The 23559-nt window shown below is 66.7% G+C and carries 23 protein-coding genes; 14 read left to right on the top strand and 9 right to left on the bottom strand.

Annotated elements, in window-relative coordinates; all coding sequences use genetic code 11:
- The first annotated feature begins 17 nt into the window (after positions 1–17).
- From QSJ18_RS01095 to QSJ18_RS01070, 6 genes are read left to right on the top strand one after another with little or no spacing between them, the layout of a single operon-like run.
- Complete coding sequence (locus QSJ18_RS01095; protein WP_286324336.1) at positions 18–1127, top strand: homogentisate 1,2-dioxygenase; 1110 nt, start codon at positions 18–20, stop codon at positions 1125–1127.
- Positions 1124–2302 carry an alpha/beta fold hydrolase gene (locus tag QSJ18_RS01090; protein ID WP_286324335.1) on the top strand — a complete coding sequence of 393 codons (1179 nt, stop codon included), beginning with the start codon at positions 1124–1126 and terminating at the stop codon, positions 2300–2302. Before QSJ18_RS01095 ends, QSJ18_RS01090 begins: the two co-directional genes overlap by 4 nt.
- Positions 2287–3444, top strand: coding sequence for an acyl-CoA dehydrogenase family protein (locus QSJ18_RS01085; protein WP_286324334.1), 1158 nt, complete (start codon positions 2287–2289; stop codon positions 3442–3444). The genes QSJ18_RS01090 and QSJ18_RS01085 overlap by 16 nt, the downstream gene beginning before the upstream one ends.
- Positions 3441–4187: an SDR family NAD(P)-dependent oxidoreductase gene (locus QSJ18_RS01080; protein ID WP_286324333.1), complete on the top strand. Its 747-nt coding sequence runs from the start codon at positions 3441–3443 to the stop codon at positions 4185–4187. The genes QSJ18_RS01085 and QSJ18_RS01080 overlap by 4 nt, the downstream gene beginning before the upstream one ends.
- The gene (locus QSJ18_RS01075) at positions 4184–4963 is read left to right on the top strand and encodes an enoyl-CoA hydratase/isomerase family protein (RefSeq protein ID WP_286324332.1); all 780 of its coding nucleotides are present in this window, start codon (positions 4184–4186) and stop codon (positions 4961–4963) included. Before QSJ18_RS01080 ends, QSJ18_RS01075 begins: the two co-directional genes overlap by 4 nt.
- A complete protein-coding gene (locus QSJ18_RS01070; RefSeq protein WP_286324331.1) occupies positions 4960–6468 on the top strand; it encodes a class I adenylate-forming enzyme family protein in 1509 nt (502 codons plus the stop codon). The genes QSJ18_RS01075 and QSJ18_RS01070 overlap by 4 nt, the downstream gene beginning before the upstream one ends.
- 29 nt (positions 6469–6497) lie before the next feature.
- On the opposite strand, the gene QSJ18_RS01065 is transcribed toward QSJ18_RS01070, so the two are convergent.
- From QSJ18_RS01065 to QSJ18_RS01050, 4 genes are all read right to left on the bottom strand, one after another.
- A complete protein-coding gene (locus QSJ18_RS01065) occupies positions 6498–7889 on the bottom strand; it encodes an acyl-CoA synthetase (RefSeq protein ID WP_286324330.1) in 1392 nt (463 codons plus the stop codon).
- A gap of 102 nt (positions 7890–7991) precedes the next feature.
- The gene (locus QSJ18_RS01060; RefSeq protein ID WP_286324329.1) at positions 7992–9611 is read right to left on the bottom strand and encodes a GMC oxidoreductase; all 1620 of its coding nucleotides are present in this window, start codon (positions 9609–9611) and stop codon (positions 7992–7994) included.
- A gap of 96 nt (positions 9612–9707) precedes the next feature.
- Positions 9708–10247 (bottom strand): TetR/AcrR family transcriptional regulator, encoded by a 540-nt coding sequence (locus QSJ18_RS01055; protein ID WP_286324328.1) that lies wholly within the window; start codon positions 10245–10247, stop codon positions 9708–9710.
- Positions 10248–10327: 80 nt separating this feature from the next.
- Positions 10328–10987, bottom strand: a complete 660-nt coding sequence (locus QSJ18_RS01050; protein WP_286324327.1) for a helix-turn-helix transcriptional regulator — start codon at positions 10985–10987, stop codon at positions 10328–10330.
- A gap of 184 nt (positions 10988–11171) precedes the next feature.
- On the opposite strand from QSJ18_RS01050, the gene QSJ18_RS01045 reads away from it, so the two are divergent.
- Entirely contained in the window at positions 11172–11918 is a 747-nt protein-coding gene (locus QSJ18_RS01045; RefSeq protein ID WP_286324325.1) for an MSMEG_1198 family transcriptional regulator, read from the top strand.
- A gap of 4 nt (positions 11919–11922) precedes the next feature.
- Here the strand turns inward: QSJ18_RS01045 and QSJ18_RS01040 are convergent, their stop codons facing one another.
- The 3 genes from QSJ18_RS01040 to QSJ18_RS01030 all read right to left on the bottom strand — a co-directional run bounded on the left by QSJ18_RS01040 (position 11923) and on the right by QSJ18_RS01030 (position 14808).
- On the bottom strand, positions 11923–12864 hold the full coding sequence (locus tag QSJ18_RS01040; RefSeq protein WP_286324324.1) for a quinone oxidoreductase family protein: 942 nt from the start codon (positions 12862–12864) through the stop codon (positions 11923–11925).
- A 119-nt stretch (positions 12865–12983) separates the two neighbouring features.
- Positions 12984–14075 carry an inositol-3-phosphate synthase gene (locus QSJ18_RS01035; RefSeq protein WP_286324323.1) on the bottom strand — a complete coding sequence of 364 codons (1092 nt, stop codon included), beginning with the start codon at positions 14073–14075 and terminating at the stop codon, positions 12984–12986.
- Positions 14068–14808 (bottom strand): PadR family transcriptional regulator, encoded by a 741-nt coding sequence (locus QSJ18_RS01030; RefSeq protein ID WP_286324322.1) that lies wholly within the window; start codon positions 14806–14808, stop codon positions 14068–14070. Before QSJ18_RS01030 ends, QSJ18_RS01035 begins: the two co-directional genes overlap by 8 nt.
- Before the next feature lie 173 nt (positions 14809–14981).
- Between QSJ18_RS01030 and QSJ18_RS01025 the strand changes: the two genes are divergently transcribed.
- From QSJ18_RS01025 to QSJ18_RS01010, 4 genes are all read left to right on the top strand, one after another.
- A complete protein-coding gene (locus QSJ18_RS01025; protein ID WP_286324321.1) occupies positions 14982–15371 on the top strand; it encodes a DUF5318 family protein in 390 nt (129 codons plus the stop codon).
- Between the two features lie 184 nt (positions 15372–15555).
- Positions 15556–17880, top strand: a complete 2325-nt coding sequence (locus QSJ18_RS01020) for a transglycosylase domain-containing protein (RefSeq protein WP_286324320.1) — start codon at positions 15556–15558, stop codon at positions 17878–17880.
- A gap of 113 nt (positions 17881–17993) precedes the next feature.
- Complete coding sequence (locus tag QSJ18_RS01015; RefSeq protein WP_286324319.1) at positions 17994–19589, top strand: glycosyltransferase family 87 protein; 1596 nt, start codon at positions 17994–17996, stop codon at positions 19587–19589.
- Positions 19590–19648: 59 nt separating this feature from the next.
- Complete coding sequence (locus QSJ18_RS01010; protein WP_286324318.1) at positions 19649–20128, top strand: hypothetical protein; 480 nt, start codon at positions 19649–19651, stop codon at positions 20126–20128.
- Between the two features lie 4 nt (positions 20129–20132).
- Here QSJ18_RS01010 and QSJ18_RS01005 read toward each other — a convergent pair whose 3' ends face one another.
- Both QSJ18_RS01005 and QSJ18_RS01000 read right to left on the bottom strand, forming a co-directional pair.
- The gene (locus tag QSJ18_RS01005; RefSeq protein WP_286324316.1) at positions 20133–20720 is read right to left on the bottom strand and encodes a GNAT family N-acetyltransferase; all 588 of its coding nucleotides are present in this window, start codon (positions 20718–20720) and stop codon (positions 20133–20135) included.
- Positions 20717–22186, bottom strand: a complete 1470-nt coding sequence (locus QSJ18_RS01000; RefSeq protein ID WP_286324314.1) for a hypothetical protein — start codon at positions 22184–22186, stop codon at positions 20717–20719. The genes QSJ18_RS01005 and QSJ18_RS01000 overlap by 4 nt, the downstream gene beginning before the upstream one ends.
- Positions 22187–22333: 147 nt before the next feature.
- Here QSJ18_RS01000 and rpsF point away from each other — a divergent pair, with 147 nt between their 5' ends.
- The 3 genes from rpsF to rpsR all read left to right on the top strand — a co-directional run bounded on the left by rpsF (position 22334) and on the right by rpsR (position 23541).
- The gene (gene rpsF, locus QSJ18_RS00995; RefSeq protein WP_286324313.1) at positions 22334–22615 is read left to right on the top strand and encodes a 30S ribosomal protein S6; all 282 of its coding nucleotides are present in this window, start codon (positions 22334–22336) and stop codon (positions 22613–22615) included.
- 122 nt (positions 22616–22737) lie between these two features.
- Positions 22738–23256, top strand: a complete 519-nt coding sequence (locus tag QSJ18_RS00990) for a single-stranded DNA-binding protein (RefSeq protein ID WP_286324312.1) — start codon at positions 22738–22740, stop codon at positions 23254–23256.
- Positions 23257–23283: 27 nt separating this feature from the next.
- Positions 23284–23541 (top strand): 30S ribosomal protein S18, encoded by a 258-nt coding sequence (rpsR, locus tag QSJ18_RS00985; RefSeq protein ID WP_286324311.1) that lies wholly within the window; start codon positions 23284–23286, stop codon positions 23539–23541.
- The last annotated feature ends 18 nt before the right edge of the window (positions 23542–23559 follow it).

Genomic DNA, 23559 nt, shown 5'->3' with positions numbered 1-23559 from the left:
ACGAAGGAGCCACGATCATGGAGTCGTTCATCCAGCACCGGAAGGGGCGAACGCCCCGGCAGATCCACCGCGACGTCGAGGATCTGAAAGACGACGAGCTCGGCCGGTACGGATTCACCGGCCGGACCGCAAATCTGTACCGGCGCAACGATCCGACCGCCTATCGGACCGTCGGCGACCTGGCAGGCGTCGATCGTCTGGTCGGCGATCTGACCCCGTCGGACCAGATCGACGCGGCAGGCGAACCCCTGCTCATGTTCTACAACGACGACTGCCGGATCCTGCTGAGCCGCCGCGCCGAGGTCGCCCCCTTCTACACCCGCAACGTCGACGGCGACGAACTGATCTTCGTCCACGAGGGCACCGGCCACTTCGAGACCGAGTTCGGCCGGTTGGCCTACCGCCCAGGCGATTACGTCTACATCCCGAAGGCCACCACCTACCGGCAGATCCCCGACGATCAGTGCCTGTTCCTCATCATCGAGGCGGCCGAGGAGTTCCGGGTACCCGAGGCCGGCGTGCTGGGCCGGCATTTCCCCTTCGACTCGTCGCTGGTGGCCGTACCGGAGGCCGAGGCCTTCCCCGACGACGGCCGGGAGGAGTACGAGGTCCGCTTCCGCCAGCGCGAGGGCAAGACCTCGGTGTTCTACGCGTTCAACCCGCTCGACGTCGAGGGCTGGAAGGGAGACAACTTCCCCTTCACCTACAACATCGAGGACTACGACGTGGTCACCTCGAACACGGTGCATCTGCCGCCGACCGTCCACCTGTTCATGCAAGCCGCCGGGGTCTATGTGATGAACTTCCTGCCCCGTCCTGTCGAAGGACGCGAAGGAGCCGAGCGGCCGCCGTGGTATCACCGCAACGTCGACTTCGACGAGATCGCCTTCTTCCATGGTGGCAGCATGTTCGGCATCGAGATGCCTCCCGGACTGATATCGCATGCGCCGCAGGGTATTCACCACGGCATGCCCGAGCGTGCACGCGAGCGTGCCCGTCGGCGATTCGACAAGGACCAGCGCGTCGAATGGAAGGTCATCTCCATCGACACCCGCAAGCGGCTGACCCCGACACCCGCGATGATCGAATCCGCGCAGGTCGCGGTCAAGGAAGAGGTTCAGGTATGAGCGAGCAGAAATTCGACTACGACCGCGTCCCCTACCTGGTTGTCTTCGAGGACACCTCGGCCTACCGCGACACCTACGGCGGTGTCACCGAATCGGTGGTGCTGGAAAGCTATCTGCTGCGGCCCAAGGGAATCAGCTCCGACACCGTGGTGATCTTCATGCACCCGATCGGTGGCGGCGCCTACCTGCCGATGACCAATGCGCTGGCCCGCGCCGGACACCATGTCATCTACTGCAACAGCCGGTATCGCGGTGTGGACAGCGCGCTGATCATGGAGAAGGTCGTCCAGGATCTCGGTGCGTGCGTGAAGGATGCGCGCGAACGCCTCGGCTACACGAATGTCGTGCTGGCCGGGTGGAGTGGCGGTGGCGCGTTGTCGCTGTACTACCAGCAGCAGGCCCAGCATGCGACGGTCACCCACACCCCGGCGGGCGAACCCCCCGATCTGACCCAGCTCGATCTGCCCGCCGCCGACGGCATGATGCTGCTGGCCGCCCATGTCAGCAGGCACGGCACCCTGACCGAATGGATGGATCCGTCGATCCTGGACGAGAACGATCCGGAGAAGCGGGATCCCGAACTCGACCTGTACAACCCGAACAATCCCAACCAGGCGCCCTACACCGAGGAGTTCGTGGAACGCTTCCGGGCCGCGCAGATCGCGCGCAACCGGCGGATTACCGCGTGGGTGAAGGAACAACTGGCGGAGCTGCGGGGCCGGGGTGAGAACCTGATGGAGCGTGGCTTCATCGTGCACGGCACCATGGCCGATCCGCGCTGGCTCGACCTGAGTATCGACCCCAGTGACCGGAAACTCGGTTGCTACCTTGGTGATCCACGCATTGTGAACATGGGGCCGGTCGGTCTGGCGCGGTTCACCACGTTGCGCAGTTGGTTGTCGCAGTGGAGCTACGACGACGCCCTCGGCGACGGTCCGCGCTGTGCCGCCGATCTGGCGGTGCCGACACTGGTCATCGGCAATTCGGCGGACAACGCGTGTACTCCGAGCCATACCCACCGCCTGTTCGACGCGGTCGGCCACGCGGATAAGACGTTGCACACGATTACCGGTGCCACACACTACTATTCGGGCCGCGAGCAGATCCCGTACCTGAATCAGGCGGTGGACACGATCACCGGGTGGTTGGGAGAGCGGTCGTGGACCAGCGTCTGACCACCGAGTCACAGATCGATCCCGACGAGGTGCGCAGGGCGTTGCGCGACTACTTCGCCGATCACCCCGGCATCGCCGAGGTGCGGGACAATCGGGACGAAGCCGGCGACGCCGCGCGGCGTCGCGCGGGATTCGACGAGAGCAACTGGCAGTTGCTGGCCGCGCAGGTCGGGGTCGTCGGGCTGGCGGCCGCCTCCGACTGGGGTGGCCTGGCCGTGCCGACCGGACACCTCGTCGCGATGGCCGAGGAATGCGGGCGGGCGCTGTATCCGGGTCCGATCAGAGCTGCGCTGCTCCTGGCGAGGGCGCTCGGGGACCGCACGGAGATCGCCGACGGTCTTCCGATGCAGGAGGTGCTGGACGGCCGACGGATCGTCGGGTCTCCGGCCGCCGATCCGGACCGGATCCGTGCGACGTGGGCCGATGGCCATCTCACCGGGCGGCTGCACTCGGTGAACCACGGTGGCCGTGCGGATCTCGTCGTCACGGAGGTCTCTACCCCGGGCGGTGTGGCGCTCGCGGTGGCCGATCTCATCGGTGGTGCCGGAATCGACCGGCGGGAGCTGCGCACGGTCGACTTCGGCAGCACCCCGGCCGATCTCGACCTCACCGGTGTTCCGGCCATCCTGCTCACCGAACCCGGGGACGACGACGCGGTGCGCAGGCACCGTCGTCTCGACACCCTGCTGCTGGCCGCCGAACAGGTCGGTGGGGCGCAGGGATGCCTGGACGCCATGGTCGACTACGCCGGCGTACGAACCCAATTCGGACGGCTGATCGGTACCTACCAGGCGGTGGCACACCGGTGTGCGCGAACCGCGGTCGCCGTGGCGGCGGCGCGTGCGCTGACCCAGCAGGCCGCATCAGCCCACGATGCCGGGTCGGCGGATGCGGCGGAGCAAGGCGCACTGCTGGCGCGGGCCGAGGCCGCCGACGCCTACTGCGCCGGTGCGTCCGCGCTGATTCAGGTCTCCGGTGGCATCGGCTTCACCTGGGAACACGACGCGCACCTGCATTTTCGGCATGCCCGCGTCACCGCCGCCGTCGGTGGCACCCCAGACCGGCTCCGCGATCGTGCGGTCGCGGCCGGTTGTCTCGATCTGCTCGTCACCCCGGCCTCTGGAAAGGGAACTCATTCATGACCATCAGCGCAGACCTGTCCGACCAGATCGCCGTCGTCACCGGCGCATCGAGCGGTCTCGGCCGGCACTTCTGTGAAGTCCTCACCCGCAACGGTGCGACGGTCGTCGCCGCGGCCCGGCGCAAGGAACGGCTCGACGAGGTGGTCGCGGCCGGGTACGCCGCCCGCGCGGTGTCCTGCGATGTCGGTGACTCCGGTGACATCGCCGCCCTGATCTCGTCGGCCGTCGACCTCGGGGGTGTCGACATCGTGGTCAACGCTGCCGGATTCGGCGACGATGCCCCCGCCAAGGATGTGTCGATGGAGCTGTTCCGGCGCACCATCGACATCGATCTGACCGCCACCTTCGCGGTGGCCCAGGCTGCGGCCAACGCCATGCCCGAGGGCGGTTCGATCATCAACATCGCCTCGATCCTGGGTCTGGTCGGAGCATGGCCTATCCAGCAGGCGGCCTACTGCGCGGCCAAGGGTGGCGTGGTCAACCTGACGCGGCAGCTGGGGGCGGAATGGGCCAAGGACGGAATACGGGTCAATGCCATTGCCCCCGGCTGGTTTCCGAGTGAACAGACCGACGTCATGTTCGCCGATGAGAAGGCGTTGAGCTGGGTCAGGCGGAACACGCCGATGGGCCGTCCGGGCCGGCTCGACGAACTCGACGGTGCACTGCTGCTCCTCGCATCACCGTCGAGCACCTTCCTTACCGGCCAGGTGCTCGCTGTCGACGGAGGATGGACGGCCCGATGAACGTGCGCGCCGAGGCCGAGGACGGCATCGTCTGGATCACCCTGGACCGGCCCGCCAAACGCAACGCGATGACCGATGCGATGTGGGCGCAGCTTCACGATCACCTCGATGCGCTCGATCCCGGCGGTCGGGATCGGGTGCTCGTCATCACCGGTGCCGGGGAGAGTTTCTGCGGCGGATCGGATGTCGGGGGCCTGCTCGACGATCCGGAGTCGCTGCCGGACCGGATCGAGATGTCCAACCGCTGTGTCCTGGCCATGCATGAGTTGTCCATCCCCACCGTGGCGCTGGTGGACGGTGTCGCGGCGGGGTCGGGCGCCAACCTGGCGCTGGCCTGCGATCTCGTCTACGCAACCGAACGCGCGCGGTTCGCTCAGCTGTTCATCCGGCGCGGACTCTCCCTGGACAGCGGAGCCAGCTGGCTACTGCCGCGGCTGGTGGGGGAACGGCGGGCACGGGAACTCTGCCTGCTCGGCGGGCCGGTGTCGGCCGCCGAGGCGCTGACGATGGGCATGATCAATCGGGTGTTCGACCCGGAAGCCCTGGTGGCGAACGGAACCGAGATCGCCCGCAGCCTGGCGCAGTCGTCGCCGGTCGCTCTGGCGGGCACCAAGCAGCTACTCAACGACACCTGGGATCACGATCTCGACGGCGCGTTGCGGGCCGAGACATTCAATCAGCTGGAGGTGATCACCACCGACACCGCGCGACAGAACATCTCGTCCTTCGGCGGTGGTGCGGTCACCGGGAATCCTCTTCGGGGGTCGGGCCGGTGACCGATATCGACGCGCTGGTTCGTGAGCGTGCGGTGCTCAGGCCAGATACGCAGGCATTCGTCGATCCGTACGGCAGCATCACCTGGTGTGAATTCGATCGTGCAGCCGATGAGGTCGCCGCGATGCTGGCCGATCACGGAATCGGCCCGGGCGACCGGGTCGGCTGGCTCGGACCCAACACGGTCGGCTATCCGATCACACTGCTGGGCACCTGGCGACGCGGCGCGAGCATCGTCGGACTCAACTTCCGGCTGCCGCCCGCCGAGCTGGCCGCGATGACCGCCGACATCGATCTCGCCCACGTGGTGATCGATCCCCGCTTCGCCGACCTCGGTGCGCATGTCGCCGCGCGTACCCGGAATGTCGCCGATCCGACCGTGGACCGGGCGTCGCCCGGCTCGCCGCCGGCGTACGAGACTGTTTGGGGTGCAGCTGGATCCGAGGCGATGATCTACTTCACCTCCGGGTCCACCGGACATCCCAAGGCCGTTCCGCTCACCCGCAGCGCCGTCGACGCCACCATGCGGCAATCGGATGTCCACAAATTCGGCCCGGACAGCCGGGTCCTCATCATCCCGCCCAGCTTCCACGCGGCGGGCGCGTCCTGGAACAACTTCGGTCTCTACCATGGCTACACCAGCGTTTTCACCGACGACGCTTCACCAACGGGGATCGTCGCCGTGCTCAGCCGGGAGCAGATCACCCACACCATCATGGTGCCAACGCTGATCCACTCACTCGTCGAAGAGGTCAAGCGAACACCCACCGCGTTGCCCGCGCTCGAACACATCGGCTACGGCGCCTCGCCGATCACCCGCCACCTCCTCGACGAGGCAATGGCGCTGCTCGGCTGTGAATTCGGGCAGGTCTACGGGTTGTCCGAAACTGGTGGTGGCGTCAGCTTTCTCTGGCCGGAAGATCACGTCGGTGATCATCGACAACGGTTGTCGTCGGCCGGACGGGTCGGTGCGGGGATCGACGTCGAGGTCCGCGCCCCGGACGGCACCGTGCTCCCGAGCGGTGAAGCCGGTGAATTGTGGTTCCGGTCCCCATGTCTGACCCTGGGCTACCTCAACGATCCCGAGGCCACCGCTCGTGTGCTGGTCGATGGCTGGCTCAACACGCGCGACGTCGGCTTCCTCGACGCCGACGGATACATCTACGTCCAGGGACGTTCCGACGACATGATTCAGACCGGTGGCGAGAACGTCCACCCGCAGGCCGTCGAAGAAGTGCTGATCGCCATGCCCGGTGTCGCCGAATGCGCGGTTTTCGGTGCGCCGGACTCACATTGGGGGCAGCGGGTGGTCGTGGCGATCGTGGTGTCGCCGACCGGCGATGCCGCCGCGGTCACCGAGAGTGCGGTTGCCAGGTGGTGTACCGGCCGGGTCGCGGGCTACGCGGTCCCCAAGTCGGTGGTCATCCTCGACGAACTGCCGCGCACGGCGTCGGGCAAGGTCAAACGTACGGCTTTGGTGCGTGCGTTCACCTCGGTCGGTCGCTGACTGGACCCTTCGTCACCCCGAAGTGCCACTCACCCGAGCAGCTTCTTCTGCACCTTGCCCATCGCGTTGCGGGGCAGCGCGTCGAGGAAGCGAATCTCCCTGGGCCGCTTGTGTGCCGACAGTTCGTCGGCCACGAGATCGATCAGCACACCCGGCTCGACCGGATCTCCGACGACATAGGCGACGATGCGCTGGCCGAGTTGTTCGTCTGGTTCGCCGACGACGGCGACCTCGCGTACCGCGGGATGGCCGAGCAACACGGTCTCGATCTCGCCGGCGCCGATGCGGAAGCCACCGGACTTGATCAGATCCGTGGCCGCGCGCCCGACGATCCGATGCATCCCGGACGGATCGATCATGGCGACGTCGCCGGTGTCGAACCAGCCGTCGTCCAGCCAGGATTCGGCGGTGGCCTCGGGCCGGTTGAGATAGCCTCGGGCCAGCATCGGGCCACGCACCTGCAGGTCGCCGACGGTCGCGCCGTCGTGTGGCTGGTCAGCGCCGTCGAGTCGGAGTCGGGTTTCCGCGCCGCGTAGCGGGAGTCCCACCCAACCGGGCCGACGTTCGCCGTCGGAGCGGGTACTCACCGTGATGAGCGTTTCGGTCATCCCATAGCGTTCTACGATCTGGTGGCCGGTGAGTTCACGGATCGAGGTGAAGACCGGGACCGGCAGCGGTGCGCTGCCCGACACCAATAGACGTGCGCTGGACAGGGTTCGGGCCGACTCGGGGTCGTCGGCCACGCGGTGCCAGACGGTCGGTACCCCGAAGAACAGTGTCGCGCCTGCCGATGCGGCCGCCGCGTAAGCCGCCGGCGTTGGTTTGACCGTGTGGTGCAACGAGCCACCGCGCCGCAACGGCCCGAGCACGCCCAGGATGAGACCGTGCACATGGAACAGCGGGAGTCCATGGGCGAGACGGTCGTGGTGGGTCCAGTCCCAGGCCTCCGCGAGCGCATCGAGCCCGGATCCGATCGCGGCGCGGGTGAGTGGCACGCCCTTGGGCAATCCGGTGGTGCCCGAGGTGTAGAGGATCAGTGCGGTCGCATCGGCCGGTGGCTCCGGATGCGAATGCCACGATCGCGCGTACCGACGCACCGGGATGACCGGGATGGTCGGGTCGGCAGGTGCCGGACCCAGCCACGCCTGCGCACCGGAATCGGTGAGGATGTGACCCAGCTCGCGGACGCCGGAGTCCGGCGGCACCGGGACGATGGTGACTCCGGCGATCAGCCCGCCGAGCACGGCGAGCACCGTGTCGATGCTTGGTTCGGCCAGGACCGCGAGCGTATGCGCGCCGCGGATCCGCTCGGCGACCGAGGTGGCCGCGCCGACGACGTCTTCGCGGGAGAATCGGATGTCCCCGACCACGACGGCGTCGGGATCATCGGGGGCCTGGGGCGACAGCAACGGCAGCAGCACAAACCCACTGTCGCACAGAGATGCGTCGCCGTGGCCCGGCCGGGTAGGTGACGTGGCCCTGGCGTCCGCGCGACCCCACGTCGCGCGGACGCCCACCGGATGTCAGATCCGGGCGCCCACGTCGTTCGCGACGATTCGGTCGAGGGCCCGCTCGGCGAGTGCGGCGATCGTCATCGACGGGTTACAGGCCGCGCTGTTGCCGGGCATCAGCGCGCCGTCGACCACATACAGACCGCGCTGCCCCTTGACCCGGCCGTCCAGGTCGCAGACGGTGCCGACGTTCGCGCCGCCCAGCGGATGCCAGGTCGAGTTGACCGCGGCGTTGGTGTCGGTGAGGGTCGACTGCGGTCCGGCGATACGCCGTACGGCTGGGCCGATGTGCCGGTTCTGGATGCGCTGGTCGCCGTTCTTGGGCCAATGCAGCCGGGCCCGGTCGGCGGCGGAGTCGTAGGTGAAGTGACCGCGGCTGTCGCTGACCCCGTAGCCGACGAGCATGGTCGAGTTGCGGCCCATCGGGTTCGGCGGCATCGAGGCCTGGATCACGGTGTGGGCGGAGTGCGGGTCGGCCCAGTTCTTGCTGCCGTACACCACCGGACCGCCCTGTGCTGGACCGAAATCCGCGGTGGGGTCGGTCCAGACGTAGATGCGGTCGGCATTGGTGCCCCACCCCTGGCCGAGCCCGTCGGGCAGATCGGTGATGTGGCCCAGCGCCGCGGCACGAACCAGCAGCCGGGAGGTGTTGAGGCTGCCCGCGCCCATGATCAGCGTCGGGGTGGTCAGGATCTGCTTCGCCAGTACGCGGCCGGTATCACTGATCTTGTCGACGTGGATTTCCCACTGCCCCTTGGGGGTTCGATGGACCTCGGTGACATTGTGCTGTGTGCGTAGCGACACCAGACCGGTAGCCTCGGCCTGCGCGATGTAGGTGACGTCGACGCTGAACTTGCCGCCGTTGTTCACGCCGAGCTGGCCGTCGCCGTTGGTGTACGACGGACGCATCTTGCCCTGCAGCTCGGCCAGCGCGAAGTTCCAGTCGATGGGCATCGGGATCTTGGCCAGCGGCAGGCCGTTGGCGCGTACCCGATCGGCGAAGTAGCGTGCCGCGGCGTAGTTCTTCGAGCGGATCAGCTCGTTGGGCGCGGTGGCCAGGTGGAGCATGCGGGCAACCCGCGGGTAGTGCACCCGATGCATCTCCGACCAGTCCAGACCGGCGGGGAAGTGGGTCTCGAAGATCTCCCGCGTCGGTTCGAGCGTCATGCCCTGGTAGACCAGGGATCCGCCGCCGACGCCGGCCGCGCAGATACCCGTCATATTGTCTCCGACAACGGTTTCCAGCAAACCCACATAGGGTTCGACGGAGACCGGCTTACCCAGGATCTGCGACGGGGACTGGTACCAGAGCATCCGCTTGTCCGGATTCGACGGATGCGGGAAGGTCTCGGCGTTGGGCCCGGTGCGCCAGCGGCGGCCGCGCTCGAGCACCAGCACCCGGACACCGGCCTGCGCCAGCCGCAGCGCGGCGACACCGCCGCCGAATCCGGACCCGATCACGACGACACGATGTTCTTCGCGGGTGGTGCGGACGCGCGGACGAGGGCTGTCGGCGCGGGCGGTGGCAGTTGGTGTGATGGTGCCGATCGTGGCGCCGGCGGCAACGGCGCCGGTGACGGCTGCCGTTCCGGAGATGAATTTGCGACGGGTGAACCCGTTGTGGCCGAGCACGACAAACCCCCAGTAGTGTGAAGTGGATCTCCCCGAACTGGAAAGTAACTTAGACACTCAAGGGGTGAAGTGTCAATATTTAGCTCGCGCTGCGAATCAGCGTTGAGTGTGCTGTAGTGCCGGTCCAAGCCAGCGCCGCAGGAAGTCCCGGAGGTCGTCATCCCTACGTTCGGGATCGTCGAACAGGATGAGAGACAAGGCCAGATGCACCATGATCTCGGCGACGTCGTCGGGGCGCGCGAGCTGATCGTGTATCGGCGACAGAAACTGTTCAGAAATGATCTTGGCCCTGCCGACGACACCCGGGTCGAAGAGCGGGTTGCCGTCACCGCCCCGGAGCATGGCCACCAGAACAGGGGAGGAGCGGGCGAAGGAACGTCCGGCGACGATCACCTCGACGACGAAGTCGGTCACGTTCTCGGTCTTTGACGCCTGGGTCTTGATGTCGTCGAGCGCGGCCAGCGCCACCTGCGAAACCGCTTGCGCCACGAGATCTTCGCGAGAACCGAAGATGGAATAAACAGTCTGGCGAGACACTCCGGCACGCTCGGCGACCGCGGCGATGGTGATCTGATCGAAGCCGGCGTCGGTAACCAGGTCGAGAGTGGCGTCGAGGATCTTTCCGCGCGAGCGCATGGCTCCCATTATCCACAGTGGTGAACATCGGACGGGTGGCATCCCGACGAATGGGGCGCTCGATCAGATTGCGCCGGGGTTCACGCGGAGATGTCGGTTTCGGCTTCGGTGGATGCGATCCAGCCGTCGGCCATGAGCGCAAGCAGCAGCTGCGCCTTGTTGCCGACCGGCCGCCCGGCCTCGCAGTAGCGGCGGGCCACGCGACGATAGTGCTCCCGGACCGTGCTCTCGGCGACGTGATGGATCTGCGAGGTCTGCCGGAGCGTCGCCCCCAATGTGTAGGTGCGTAGGACTTCGCACTCGCGTCCGGTGACGTGGATACGCGTCGGCGACGGGAGATCTTCCTGGAATCCGGTCAGCAAGGTGTGCAGGCCGGCGGCGGCCGTGGGCGAGTTCGCCTTGAACCAGAAGAAGCGTGCGCCGCGTGCCCCACGGGAGCGGGCGCGCGTCGGTATCGAGGGCCGATCGTCGAGGGATGTGGTAGCGCCGAAACAGATGATCGGGGTGTCGCGATGGGGTGCGGTCGTACGGGCCCAGGAGATGCGCTGCGGTGCGCGGACGATCAGGGCCAGCGCGCCGGGTATCGCCGGGCTCCCGGGCGTCACGGTGATGGCGGGGAAACCAAAACTCTCGACAAGGCTGACCAGCGCGTCATCGACGATGTCGCCTTCGGCGACGATGACCACCGGCAGGCGGCCGGGAACATGATTCGTGGGGTTGGTGACTGGGGGGAAGTGCACTGCGGACTCGCTGGGGTGAAGGTGAGACGGATACGAGGGGGTGACTCAAGCCTGACGCGTATGGCGCCGGAAGTCATGGGCCTTACGTTCCCACTCGGTCGCATACCGCACCGAAATGAGCGTAAGAGACGGCCGTGGATGCGCGATTACGTATCGATGGCGACTATCGGGCATAATTACGCACGTGGATAGGGGATTGCGGATACTGGTGGCCTCGCCGTTGGGGCATGTGGTTGCAGGTCCGCTCGAGTCCGGTTTGGGCGCGGTGAACGTCGTCGTGGCAACGGACGAGGACGAGTTCACCCGGAGCGTCGTGGGGCGGGTGCGTTTCGACGTCGTCGTTGCGGATCTCATCTGGAATCGCCCCGATCTGGAATGGGCCTTCGACGGGCTCGACGTCATCGATGCACTCCGATCCCACGATCGGCCCGCCCCGGTTCTCCTGGCCACCCAGGGACACGGGATGGAGCGCGATCATCTCGATGAAGCGAGGCTGCGGCCCGAGGTGATGGGGGTTTTCGCCAAATCCGACGGACTGATGCCGTTGATGCAGGCGGTCCGCACGGTGGCGCTCGGCCGACGGCTGTCTCCCGCGCCGGACACGAGTCCTACCGCCGCGCGGCCGTCCTTGTACGAACAGTTCGTCGGACAGCGCGGACACACCGCGGGGCGGCTGGCCGGCGCGATCGCCTCCGGCGCGGCATCCGACGTCGCGACTCTGGCTCGCGCGGCCAAGGTCTCACCCAACACCGCCAACAAGGCGACCAGCAACTACCTCGGCCCGATCATCACCGCACGCGGCGAACACGACGATCGGCTGCCGATGACGCAGGCCGCCGTCTACCGCTGGTGTGGGCTGCACGCCCGCTACCTGGTCAGCTGGTGCCGTCGGCACGGTCACGCCGACGTGTTGGGTCCTACCGGCGGGTGAGTCGCTACCCGGTCAGCACGACCTTGCCGCCTGCGTGGCCGGACACGACGAGCCGCAGCGCCTCGGGTGCCTGTGCGAGCGCGAAGGTGCGGGCGATGGGGACCTGGAGATCTCCTGACCCGGCGAGGCGGATGAGGTTGGCGCGGACGGAGTCCCGGAACTGTAGGCTGTCCGGCTGGTTTCCGCCGATGGCGACGAAGCCGTCGGCGTGCGCACGTGTGGGTGCGGCGATGGTGACGATGCGAGAGCGGTCGGAGACGAGTTCCAGACACGCGTCGACGGCCTCGTCGGTACCCACGGCGTCGAAGGCGGCATCGATGTCGAAGGGGGCGGCCGCCACTCGGATCCGATCGACGACGTCAGGGCCGTAAGTGACTGCGATACCGCCGAATTCGCGAACACGGTCCAGGTTCTGTGCGCTCGCGGTGCCGATCACCCGGATGCCCCGCAGCCGGGCGAATTGTAAGAAGGCGACGCCGACCGCCCCGGATGCACCGTGCAGCACCACCGTCTCGTCGCGTTCGACGACACCGACACGCAACATATCCGCCGCCGTGCAACCGGTCAGCAACAGACCGGCCGCCGCGTCGAAGTCGAGGGTCGACGGCTTGGCGAACACCTTGTCCGCAGGCACGGTCAGCGCGGTGGAATAGCCGCCCGAAACCCGGAATGCGAGTACCTCGTCACCAATCGCGCCGCCGCCGGAGGCCAATTCGGTGTCGGGACCGAGTGCCGTCACGATGCCGGCGACTTCGTACCCGAGCGGGATCGGCAACCGTGCCGGGTCCGGGTCGCGTACGACATGTTTGAGATCGGCCGGATTCACGCCGGCGGCGCGCACCTCGATGGTGACTTCGCCGGGCCCGGGCATCGACACGTCGTGGTCGACGAATTCGAGGTCGTCGGGGCCGTCGAATCCGGTTGCCACCCACCGCTTCGCACGCATGACAGCCAGCGTAGTGGTGTCGGCGGCGTCGCGTTGTCGAGTCCACCCCGGAAGACGACTGTGCCGCACACCGAAGGGTGTGCGGCACAGTCGTGTTGGACCCGACGGTCGAGCGAGGCTCAGGCCTCGATGATGAAGGCTTCGAGCTGCTCGCGGGCGAGGTCGTCGGCGACCTGGACCGGCGGCGACTTCATCAGGTAGGCCGACGCGGGCAGGATCGGGCCGCCGAGGCCGCGGTCGAGGGCGATCTTCGCAGCGCGCACCGCGTCGATGATGATGCCTGCCGAGTTCGGGGAGTCCCAGACCTCGAGCTTGTACTCCAGGTTCAGCGGCACGTCACCGAAGGCGCGGCCTTCGAGGCGGACATAGGCCCACTTGCGGTCGTCGAGCCACGCGACGTGGTCGGACGGGCCGATGTGAACGTTCTTGTCCTCGATCTTGCCGGCCAGCGGGCCGTTGAGGTTGCTGGTGACGGCCTGGGTCTTGGAGACCTTCTTGGACTCCAGACGCTCACGCTCGAGCATGTTCTTGAAGTCCATGTTGCCGCCGACGTTCAGCTGGTAGGTGCGGTCCAGCGTGACGCCGCGATCCTCGAACAGCTTCGCCATGACGCGGTGGGTGATGGTGGCACCGACCTGGCTCTTGATGTCGTCGCCGACGATCGGGATGCCGGCATCGACGAACTTCTGCGCCCACTCCGGATCGGAGGCGATGAAGACGGGGAGCGCGTTGACGAAGGCGGCGCCCGCATCGATCGCACACTGTGCGTAGAACTTGTCGGCCTGCTCCGAGCCCACCGGCAGGTAGCTCACCAGGACGTCGACCTCGGCGTCCTTGAGGGCCTGCACGACGTCGACGCCGCTGCCATCGGCCTCGGTGATGGTCTCCAGGTAGTACTTGCCCAGACCGTCGAGGGTGTGGCCGCGCTGCACGGTGATGCCGGTCGGCGGCACGTCGGCGATCTTGATGGTGTTGTTCTCGCTGGCGAAGATCGCGTCCGAGAGGTCGAAGCCGACCTTCTTGGCGTCCACGTCGAAGGCGGCGACGAATTCCACGTCACGAACGTGGTACTGGCCGAACTTCACGTGCATCAGGCCGGGGACGGTCGAGTTCTCGTCGGCGTCCTTGTAGTACTGCACGCCTTGCACCAAGGATGAAGCGCAGTTTCCTACGCCCACAATGGCAACGCGCACCTTATTGGGCTCACCCATGGTCGGGCTCTCCTTCTTCTCGCGGCGTGGCAGTCGTTCGCTGCGCTACCGGTGTTTTCAGTTGCTCACCATCCCGGGGGTGGGAGGTGGTGAGCGCCGGATCCCGGCTCGGCTTCGAGGCCGGGGTGTGGAAATCCTCATCGGTGACGTCGTTGTCGCTCGTGACGTCGTTGTCGTTGATGGGGTCATCGAACGGGGTGTCACCCGTTTCGTTGTGCGAGTTCTCGGCGGCGATCAGCTCGTTGAGCCAGCGCACCTCCCGCTCGCTCGACTCGAGGCTCAGCTGATGCAGCTGTCGGGTGTAGCGGTCGACGGCCCGGTTGGACCCGCCGACGATCTCGCGCAACCCCTCGCGGCGTTCCTCGACCTGCCGACGGCGACCTTCGAGGATCCGCATCCGCGCTACCGCCGGGGTACGGCTGAAGAACGCGAGGTGGACACCGAAGCCGTCGTCGGTGTAGTTCTGCGGTCCGGTGTCGGCGACAAGTTCGTTGAACCGCTCGCGACCGGCATCGGTGAGCTGATAGACGCGCCGTCCGCGACGCACCTTCATTCCGGTCGGGGTGGCCGCCTCGTCGATGAGGCCATCGGTCTGCATGCGGCGAAGCGTCGGATACAGCGATCCGTAGGAGAACGCGCGGAACGCGCCGAGCAGGCCGGTCAGGCGCTTGCGCAGCTCGTAACCATGCATGGGGGATTCGAGCAGCAGCCCGAGTACGGCGAGTTCAAGCATTCGCTCCCACCCCCTTCTCCGATCGTGTTCCTCGACATGCGCGGCGATTCTGTCGTGCCGACACTCCGCGCCGATGTGTCTATCAATGTATCGCACCGATATAACGGATGTCGATGCGGGCCGACGCGGAACGTCGCGGCGACGGCCGACCAGCGACCACGTACCCTGAACACGTGCAACGCCAGATCGTCGATTACGCGCTGTCCAGGCGCGCACGGTTGGCCGAGGTCCACGCGGGCCGGACCGCCGTGGCTGAGGTCTGCGATGCGAATCCATACCTGCTGCGCGCCGCGAAGTTCCATGGCCGACCCAGCGCGACGCTGTGCCCGATCTGCCGAAAAGAGCAGGTCACGTTGGTTTCCTGGGTGTTCGGCGACCGGCTCGGCCAGGTGTCGGGGTCGGCGCGGAGCAACGACGAGATCGCCCGGCTCGACGCCACCGCCGAAGAGTTCACCGTCCACGTCGTCGAAGTGTGTCGTACGTGTAGCTGGAACCATTTGGTCCAGTCGTACGTTGCCGGGCTGCCTCCGCGATCGACGCGCACGCGTCGAGTGGCCAAGTAGTACGGACTCTCCCCGGAACCCGTAGGTCGGCGGTGGGATGACGACTGTGTTCTCGGCGACGTTTTTGCCGTCGCCGCCGGGCATACGTCAGAGTGGAGTGGCAGCGGAACCCCAGAAGTCCTGGGTGTCGGAGAAATACCGTGGTTGACGGCGCGCAGCGCACACCCCGGTGGGAAGGTTGACGATGAGCGAGGCAGACAACCCTTCGCCCACGTCGCGTGGCACCGGCACCAGGTCGGATCGCAGTGTTCGCGCGGGCATCCGAAGTAAACACAAGGCCTACGCCTGGGCGCTGGGCATCGTCGGTGCCATCGTCCCGGCGATCGTGCTGGCCCTCATCGTGACGTTCGCCTTCACCTACGCCAAGGCGGAGATCCCCGACGTCGAGGTCAGCCAGAAGGCGATGATCGTCGACTCGGCCGGGAACCCGATCGCCGAGATCAAACAGCCCGGCGGCGACCGCAAGGTGATCCAGTACAAGGACATCCCGAAGACGATGACGCAGGCGATCGTCGCCGCCGAGGACCGGGAGTTCTGGCAGAACGACGGTTTCTCGGCGCGCGGCATGATGCGCGCGGTGGTCGGCCAGGTCACCGGTGATGCGAACGCCGGTGGCGGCTCGACGATCACCCAGCAGTATGTGAAGAACGCGATCGTCGGCGACGAACGCAGCTACGAGCGCAAGTTCCGCGAACTCGCCTATGCGGCGAAGATGAAGGCCTCCAACGGCTGGCCCAAGGAACGCATCCTCGAGGCCTACCTGAACACCATCTACTTCGGGCGTGGCGCCTACGGCATCGCGACCGCCACCCAGGCCTACTTCGGCAAACCGATCGAGAAGGGCCTCACCATCGAGCAGGCCGCACTCATCGCGTCGATCGTGCGGTCGCCGGGGTACTACGACCCGGAAGTCAACCTCGACGCGCTCAAGTTGCGCTACAAGTACGTCATCGACGGAATGGTGACCACCGGCGCGATCACCAAGCAGCAGGCCGCCGAGGCGCTGGAGGAGAAGAACTTCCCCCGCACCATCAAGTCGCGTGAGGCGAGTGACGTCACACCAGGACCCAACGGACTGATCAAGCGACGGGTACTCGCCGAGCTCACCTCGATCGGTATCACCGAGAAGCAGTTGCGTACCGGCGGCCTGAAGATCACCACCAGCATCAGCCCGCAGGTCCAGAACGCGGTTGTGCAGGCAGCTTGCCGCCGCAACGGGCTCTACAAATGCCCTGACGGTGTGCTCACCGGTGAACCGAAGAATCTCTACTCGGCGGTCGTGTCGATCGATCCGCGCACCGGTGGCGTGGCCGGCTATTACGGCGGCGACGAGTCGCTGGGCTGGGACCTGGCGCAGGCCGGACTACAGACCGGGTCGTCGTTCAAGGTGTTCGCCCTGGTCGCGGCGCTGGAACAGGGCATCCCGCTGTCGAAGGTGTACGACTCCTCGCCCTATGAGGCGACCGGTGGGCTCGTCGTGGAGAACTCCGACGGCGAGAGCTGCGGTTCGTGCAATCTGGCGACCGCCATGAAGATGTCGCTGAACACCGTCTACTACCGGCTGATGATGGACCTGCAGGGGCAGGCGCAGGCGGTCGCCGACGCGGCGCATTCGGCCGGTGTCGCGCGGGCCTTCGCCGACAATCCGGCGACCCTGCAAGAGGCCAACGGCGTCCCCGAAGGTGGCGTGGTGCTCGGGCAGTATCCGTCCCGGGTCATCGACATGGCGTCGGCCTATGCGACGCTGGCGGCGTCCGGCATCTACCGCGAACCGTATTTCGTGCAGAAGGTCGAGGACGCCGAGGGCAATGTGCTCTTCGACCGTCCCAAGAACAAGGGGCAGCGGGTGTTTCCCGCGAAGGTCGCCGACAATGTGACCGCCGCCCTGCAACCGATCGCCGCCTACTCGAATGGGCATGCGCTCAACGACCCCACGCTGGGCGCCCGCCCATCGGCGGCCAAGACCGGCACCGTCCAGCTGGGCGACACGGGCAACAACAAGGACGCCTGGATGGTCGGGTACACCCCGCAGCTGTCGACCGCGGTGTGGGTCGGCACCAAGGCGGGCGGCCCGATCGTCAACGTGAACGGCGCATCCATCTACGGTTCGGGTCTGCCCTCGCAGATCTGGGAGGCCGCGATGGAGGGGGCGCTCGACGGCAAGCCGATCGAACAGTTCCCCGAGCCGGAAGCGGTCGGCGGCCAGGCCGGTGTGCCCTACGAGCCGCCGCCGGTCACCTATGACACGCGCACTACTCGTCCGACGCGGGAACCGTCGATCACGCTCCCTCAGCCTCCCGGCGGCGGCGGTGACGGCAATTGGACGCCGATCCCGGGCGTGACCATTCCGACCGGCCCGCCGCAGCGCGGTGGCGGTGGAGGCAATGGTCGCGGCAACGACGGCGGCGGCAACGACGGCGGCGGTAACGGTCGTGGCAACGACGGTGGCGGCACCGGTGGGGACGGTACCGACGAGGGCGGCGACGTCCCGGTGCCACCGATCGGCTGAGCGGCGGCGGCCCCCGCGGCACGCGACCCGCTCCTGCGCGGCATCGTCCCGGTCTGGCAGGGTTGACCGGGAATCGGTCTCACCCGACGGCCGGCGATCGACGAGGAGCTCATGTGACGGAGTCCGGCGCGGATGGCGACGTCGGCGAGGACGCCCGGGATTCTCCCGCGACTCTCGCGACCGACCGACGCACCGATGAGGAGCGGGTGCGGCCCAGCCACACCGACGCTCTGGTCGCGGAGGCGACCGGGCCGATCGGGGGCCGGAGCGGGCGGCACGCCGCCGTGGGCCGCAGCCGTCACCTGACCCCGATCCGGGTTCTGTTCGGGTTGGGTCTGGTCATGCTGGCCCTGAGCTGGTTCGGGAAGGCCGGGTGTCTGCAGCAGGCTGCCCCCGACGACGGGAGCGCGGGGAAACCCGGGGCGGTGGCCCGCCTCGACTGGGACGATCAGCGCGCCTTCACCGATCTCTGCTACTCGGACGTGATCAGCCTCTACGGCGCCGAACATCTCAACAAGGGTGCCATGCCCTATCGGGACTCCTGGCGGGAAACAGGCCCCGACGGCGAGCAGATCACCCGCTACATGGAGTATCCGGTGATCACCGGGATGTACATGTACGGGGCCGCCTGGCTGACGACCAGATGGGAATGGCTGCACGAGCATTGGGGAGTGCCCGGAGCGATCGACGTGGTGATGTTCTTCAACATCGTCGCCCTCGGTCTGGCGCTGAGCTGGCTGCTGACGATCTGGGCGACCGCACTCACCGCTCGAACCCGGATCTGGTCGGCCTGGCTGATCGCGTTGTCGCCGTTGGTGCTGGTGCATGCCTTCACCAACTTCGACGCCCTGGCCACCGCTTTCGTGGCCTTGGCGCTACTCAGTTGGGCGCGGCGAAAGCCTTGGCTGGCAGGCATTTTCATCGGCCTGGGCGCGGCGACGAAACTCTATCCGGCACTGTTGCTGATAGCGCTGGTGGTGTTGTGCCTACGTGCGGGCAAGCTGCGGGAGTTCGCGGTGACGGCCGGTACTGCGGTGCTGGCCTGGCTCGCGGTCAACCTGCCGGTCATGATCGCCTACACCGACGGTTGGCGGGAGTTCTTCCGGCTCAACGCCGATCGAGGTGCCGATCCGGACACGTTGTACCGGGTCGTCGCCGATCTGGGTGGTTTCACCTGGAACATCGGCCATCTCAATGCGTTGTCGGCGCTGGCGATGGTGCTCATCGTCGCGATGGTCGCGGTCGTCGGCCTGGTGGCGCCGACGCGTCCGCGCCTGGCACAGTTGGCCTTTCTGCTCGTTGCGGGCTTCCTGCTGGTCAACAAGGTGTGGAGTCCGCAGTATTCGTTGTGGCTGGTTCCGCTGGCTGTGCTCGCGGTGCCCCATGCACGGTTGTTGCTGGCCTGGATGGTCGTCGACGCACTGGTCTGGATCCCGCGCATGGGTCTGTTCCTCGATCCGAGTCGGCGCTGGCTGCCCGAGGAGTGGTTCACCGCTGCGGTCCTCATCCGCGCGGCAATGGTGCTCGTGCTGTGCGTGGTGGTGATCTGGCAGATCTGGCATCCTCGTGAGGATCTGGTGCGTCGACGCTGGGGTGGCGGACTTCTCGACGACCCGGCAGGCGGCGTCCTCGACGGGACGCCCGACCGCCTGGCCATGCGGCCGCCGGTGTCGTCGACTCGGATTGTCGGAGAGGGGAGTTACAGGTGACCGGCAGTGAATGGAACGATGCCGCGGCGCCGAAGCGTTCGCGGGCGGTCGTGTCGGGTGTGGTCGCGGCGCTGGCGCTGGTGGTGATCGCCGTCGGGGTGATCATCTGGGCGGTGGTCGACTCGGATGGTGATGGGGGGAGTCCGGCCGGGAGTGCTGATATCGATCACGCCGACGACACCGACTTCGCGCGGGACTTCTTCGTCGGGATGCAGACCATCCGGTCAGGCGATACGTCCGTGGTTCGGCAGACGTTTGAGAGGGTATGCCCGGGAGCAGACCGAGCCACCACCTCGATGCCCGAATCGAACTACGAAGTCGCGGAGCAGCTCAAACTCAATTCGCGTGTGGTCGGCCGTCCGGATGCGATCTTCGATTCTACGAAGAGTGCGAAAAATGCTGGGGTGGTGCTGGTTTCGGGGGTAGTGGAATCATCTTCACCGGAGCAGGCGAATCCGACGGTTCGGAAGATCGCAGCTCTGTTCACCGTCGGGCGGCATGACGGCGAGCTGTGTCTGATGGCGGTGCAAGTTCAATAGTCGCCTAGTTCGACAGCGACATCCGCTGCCGCAAACGCTCTTTCGCGTCCGGCCAGTCGTCATCGGTCATCGCGTACTGGGCGGTGGTGCGCCAGCCGTCACCGAAGCGTCGATGGTTGCGCAGCAGTCCCTCGAAGCTCGCGCCGAGTTTGCCGATGGCCGCACGGGAGCGGGCGTTCTCCTCGTGGGTGTGCCAGACGAGACGCACCGCGCCGCAGTCCTCGAAGGCGTGCCGCATCAATAGGTACTTGGCCGTTGGATTGATTGTGGTGCCGTGCACGGATTCGGTGTAGAAGGTGTACCCGATGGAGGCGGCCCGGTTGGCTTCGTCGATCTCGTAGTAGCTGGTGGATCCGACGAGCCGCCCGTCGGTGTTGTCGATCACCGCGAAGGCGGTCCGGCGCTGCGGATCGGCAAGGGCCGTGGCGATGAAGGTGCGGGCCGACTCCTCGTCGACCGGGATGCCCGGGGACCAGCGGAACTCGTGCGGGTCGCCGACGACCCGTGCGAGCGCGGGGGCGTCGGCGGCGGTGAAGGGGCGCAACGTGACCCGATCGCCGACCAGCGGTCCAGAACCCAACCAACTACTCATCCGACGCCTTCTGTCGATGTTTGCCGATCCGGTGTCGGCGCGTCCTGATCATTGCCGTTGCCGTCGCCGGGGTCAATCGAATTGCCGCGACTGACGATGTCGCGCAACGGTTGTGCCAGTGGGGCGGCGACGAAGACCGGGATGAGCAGCAGGTGCACGATCGCCACGATCCAACTGGAGACCCCCACCAGGACCGCGGCCCGGCCGTCGGGCCAGCCCGAGTCGATGAAACCGAGGAATCGGAACACGCTGGCGTCGAGGACGACGTCGGCGATGAGGTAGGCGGCGATCAGCGACCAGGGGATCCGTAGCAGCACGAAGAAGGGCAGGATCCACAGCGTGTACTGCGGAGAGTGCACCTTGTGGAAGAGCATGAAACCGGCCAGCATCGACGCCGCGACACCGATCCACGGATAGCTGCCCAACTGTTCGGCTCGTCGTCGGCCCAGGGCGATGGCCACCGCGAACGCGCACAGCACCAGGATCGGTGACACCACGCCGACGACGGTGTCGTAGGTGGACTGGTCGTCGGTCAGGTACCGCACACCCCAGTACCAGATCGAGTTGGTGGTGGCGTCGGCCTTACGGTCACTCTGGAAGGTGAGCGCCGCCCGCCAGCCCTCGAACCCGGCGACCATGAACGGCAACTGGATGAGGGCGACCGTCGCTGTCGCGGCCCCGACGACGAGCCCGGCGCCCGGCCAGTCGAGTCGGCGCCGGCCGTCGGATGGCCGCAGGTACCCGCCCGGCCCGCCGTGCAGCACGTACAGCGCCAGCGGGAGGACGAAGATCCCCGGGTAGAGCTTGAGGCAGAACCCGACGCCCAGGAGTGCGGCGGCGATGGCCGCGGTGGTCGGCAGCGACAGATATCGGCGTGCGGTGCGTGGATTGATGCGGGCGCCGGCGGCCATCACCGCGATCGCCGCGACGGTGGTCGCGGTGACGGGCAGCTCCCAGTTGTGGAAGGCGTACAGCAGCAGCGGCGGGGTGGCCGCCCACAGCAGTACCCGCCAGCGGGCGAGCAGCGCCAGCAACACCGTGATGACGAGGGCGAACGGCGTGAGCAGCAGTGCGGTGTGGGTGAAGAACTCGGTGTCGTCGTGGGCGCCGATCGCCCCGAGATACATGAACAGTCCGGACAGCACCGGGTACTCGACGACGCCCCCGAACAGGGTTCCGTCGGCGGTGATGCCGCCGTGGATGTAGGGGAAGATGTGCTCGTCGATGCCGCGGCCGAGCCACAGCTGCAGGATGTCGGAGTAGCAGGGCAGCAGCCGATCCTGGTCACCGCCGGGCATGTTGAGACTCCGGCCGCCGTCGGTGAACGGTGCGCCGCCACAACGCATCTTGACCTCGTAGCTCCACCACAAGATCAGGCAGGTGCACAGTGTCGAGGTGATGAGCAGCAGGGCAGTCGGGCCGCGTCCGTACCCTGCGGCACGTATTCGGGCGGGTGCGCGGACCATGCCATCACCCTATAGATGGCCTCTCACCTGCGGCGATTTCGTTTCTGCAGGGTGACTCATGTATCTTGGAGCGGTTGCCGACGCAGGCGACCCTCCTGCCGCGGACAGTCCGCGGCCGACCTAGCCCATAGGAGGTGATGTGGTCTTATGCGTCACTACGAATTGATGGTCATCCTCGATCCCAGCTTGGACGAGCGTACCGTCGCACCCTCTCTCGATACCTTCCTCAATGTTGTCCGCAAGGATGGCGGCAGTATTGATGGTGTGGACATCTGGGGCAAGCGCCGCCTGGCCTACGAGATTGCCAAGAACAACGAAGGCATCTACGCGGTCATCGATCTCAACGCGGAGCCGGCGACGGTCACCGAACTCGATCGCCAGCTGAAGCTGAACGAGTCGGTGCTGCGCACCAAGGTTCTGCGGAAGTAATCCACAGCTTCTGCGCAACCGTCTGAACTACGTCGGTACCGGGCCCTAGGGTTGAGCTCAAGTCGACCCGACCCGGTGCACGTCGATCAGCGAGTGCCCACCAACGACCAAGGGGATTACACATGGCAGGCGACACGGTCATCACCGTCATCGGCAACCTGACCGCGGATCCGGAACTCCGGTTCACGCCGTCGGGAGCTGCGGTGGCCAACTTCACGGTGGCTTCCACACCGCGCACCTTCGACCGTCAGAGCAACGAGTGGAAGGACGGCGAAGCGCTGTTCTTGCGCTGCAACATCTGGCGTGACGCGGCCGAGAACGTGACCGAAAGCCTGACCAAGGGATCCCGGGTCATCGTGCAAGGACGCCTCAAGCAGCGTTCGTACGAGACCAAGGAAGGCGAACGCCGGACGGTCGTGGAACTCGAGGTCGACGAGATCGGTCCCTCGCTGCGGTATGCCACCGCGAAGGTCAATCGGGCCTCGCGTGGTGGCGGTGCCGGAGGCGGCGGCGGATTCGGATCGTCGAACGGCGGCGGAGGCAGCCGTGGCGGATCGAACCAGCAGGTCGCCGATGATCCCTGGGGCAGTGCGCCCGCGAGCGGATCCTTCGGTGGCGGGGACGACGAACCACCTTTCTAGATTTTGTACTGACTGGAGCAACAACCAATGGCAAAGGCAAAGAGCAGCCGGAAGCCCCGCGTCGAAAAGGTCACCAAGACCAAGGCGTGCAGCTTCTGCAAAGACAAGAAGTCGGTTATCGACTACAAGGACACCGCCCTGCTGCGGCGCTTCCTGTCCGACCGCGGCAAGATCCGTTCGCGTCGCGTGACCGGAAACTGCGTGCAGCACCAGCGCGACGTCGCGGTGGCCGTCAAGAACTCGCGTGAGGTGGCCCTGCTGCCCTTCACCTCGACCAGCCGATAAGCGGAAGGGACAGTTGAC

The sequence above is a fragment of the Gordonia heveisoli genome, assembly GCF_030315745.1.
Taxonomy (GTDB): Bacteria; Actinomycetota; Actinomycetes; order Mycobacteriales; family Mycobacteriaceae; genus Gordonia.
The sequence above is the reverse complement of the archived record's forward strand: the minus strand, read 5'-3'. Positions and strand labels throughout refer to the sequence as shown.

Bases quoted from the DNA above. Each gene is read 5' to 3' on its own strand.
- QSJ18_RS01020 (WP_286324320.1), top strand. From the start codon at position 15,556: ATGAGCGAGGCAGACAACCCTTCGCCCACGTCGCGTGGCACCGGCACC.
- rpsF (WP_286324313.1), top strand. From the start codon at position 22,334: ATGCGTCACTACGAATTGATGGTCATCCTCGATCCCAGCTTGGACGAG.
- QSJ18_RS01005 (WP_286324316.1), bottom strand. From the start codon at position 20,720: ATGAGTAGTTGGTTGGGTTCTGGACCGCTGGTCGGCGATCGGGTCACG.
- QSJ18_RS01000 (WP_286324314.1), bottom strand. From the start codon at position 22,186: ATGGTCCGCGCACCCGCCCGAATACGTGCCGCAGGGTACGGACGCGGC.
- QSJ18_RS01075 (WP_286324332.1), top strand. From the start codon at position 4,184: ATGAACGTGCGCGCCGAGGCCGAGGACGGCATCGTCTGGATCACCCTG.
- QSJ18_RS01055 (WP_286324328.1), bottom strand. From the start codon at position 10,247: ATGCGCTCGCGCGGAAAGATCCTCGACGCCACTCTCGACCTGGTTACC.
- QSJ18_RS01035 (WP_286324323.1), bottom strand. From the start codon at position 14,075: ATGGGTGAGCCCAATAAGGTGCGCGTTGCCATTGTGGGCGTAGGAAAC.
- QSJ18_RS01095 (WP_286324336.1), top strand. From the start codon at position 18: ATGGAGTCGTTCATCCAGCACCGGAAGGGGCGAACGCCCCGGCAGATC.
- QSJ18_RS00990 (WP_286324312.1), top strand. From the start codon at position 22,738: ATGGCAGGCGACACGGTCATCACCGTCATCGGCAACCTGACCGCGGAT.
- QSJ18_RS01030 (WP_286324322.1), bottom strand. From the start codon at position 14,808: ATGCTTGAACTCGCCGTACTCGGGCTGCTGCTCGAATCCCCCATGCAT.
- QSJ18_RS01080 (WP_286324333.1), top strand. From the start codon at position 3,441: ATGACCATCAGCGCAGACCTGTCCGACCAGATCGCCGTCGTCACCGGC.
- QSJ18_RS01040 (WP_286324324.1), bottom strand. From the start codon at position 12,864: ATGCGTGCGAAGCGGTGGGTGGCAACCGGATTCGACGGCCCCGACGAC.
- QSJ18_RS01090 (WP_286324335.1), top strand. From the start codon at position 1,124: ATGAGCGAGCAGAAATTCGACTACGACCGCGTCCCCTACCTGGTTGTC.
- rpsR (WP_286324311.1), top strand. From the start codon at position 23,284: ATGGCAAAGGCAAAGAGCAGCCGGAAGCCCCGCGTCGAAAAGGTCACC.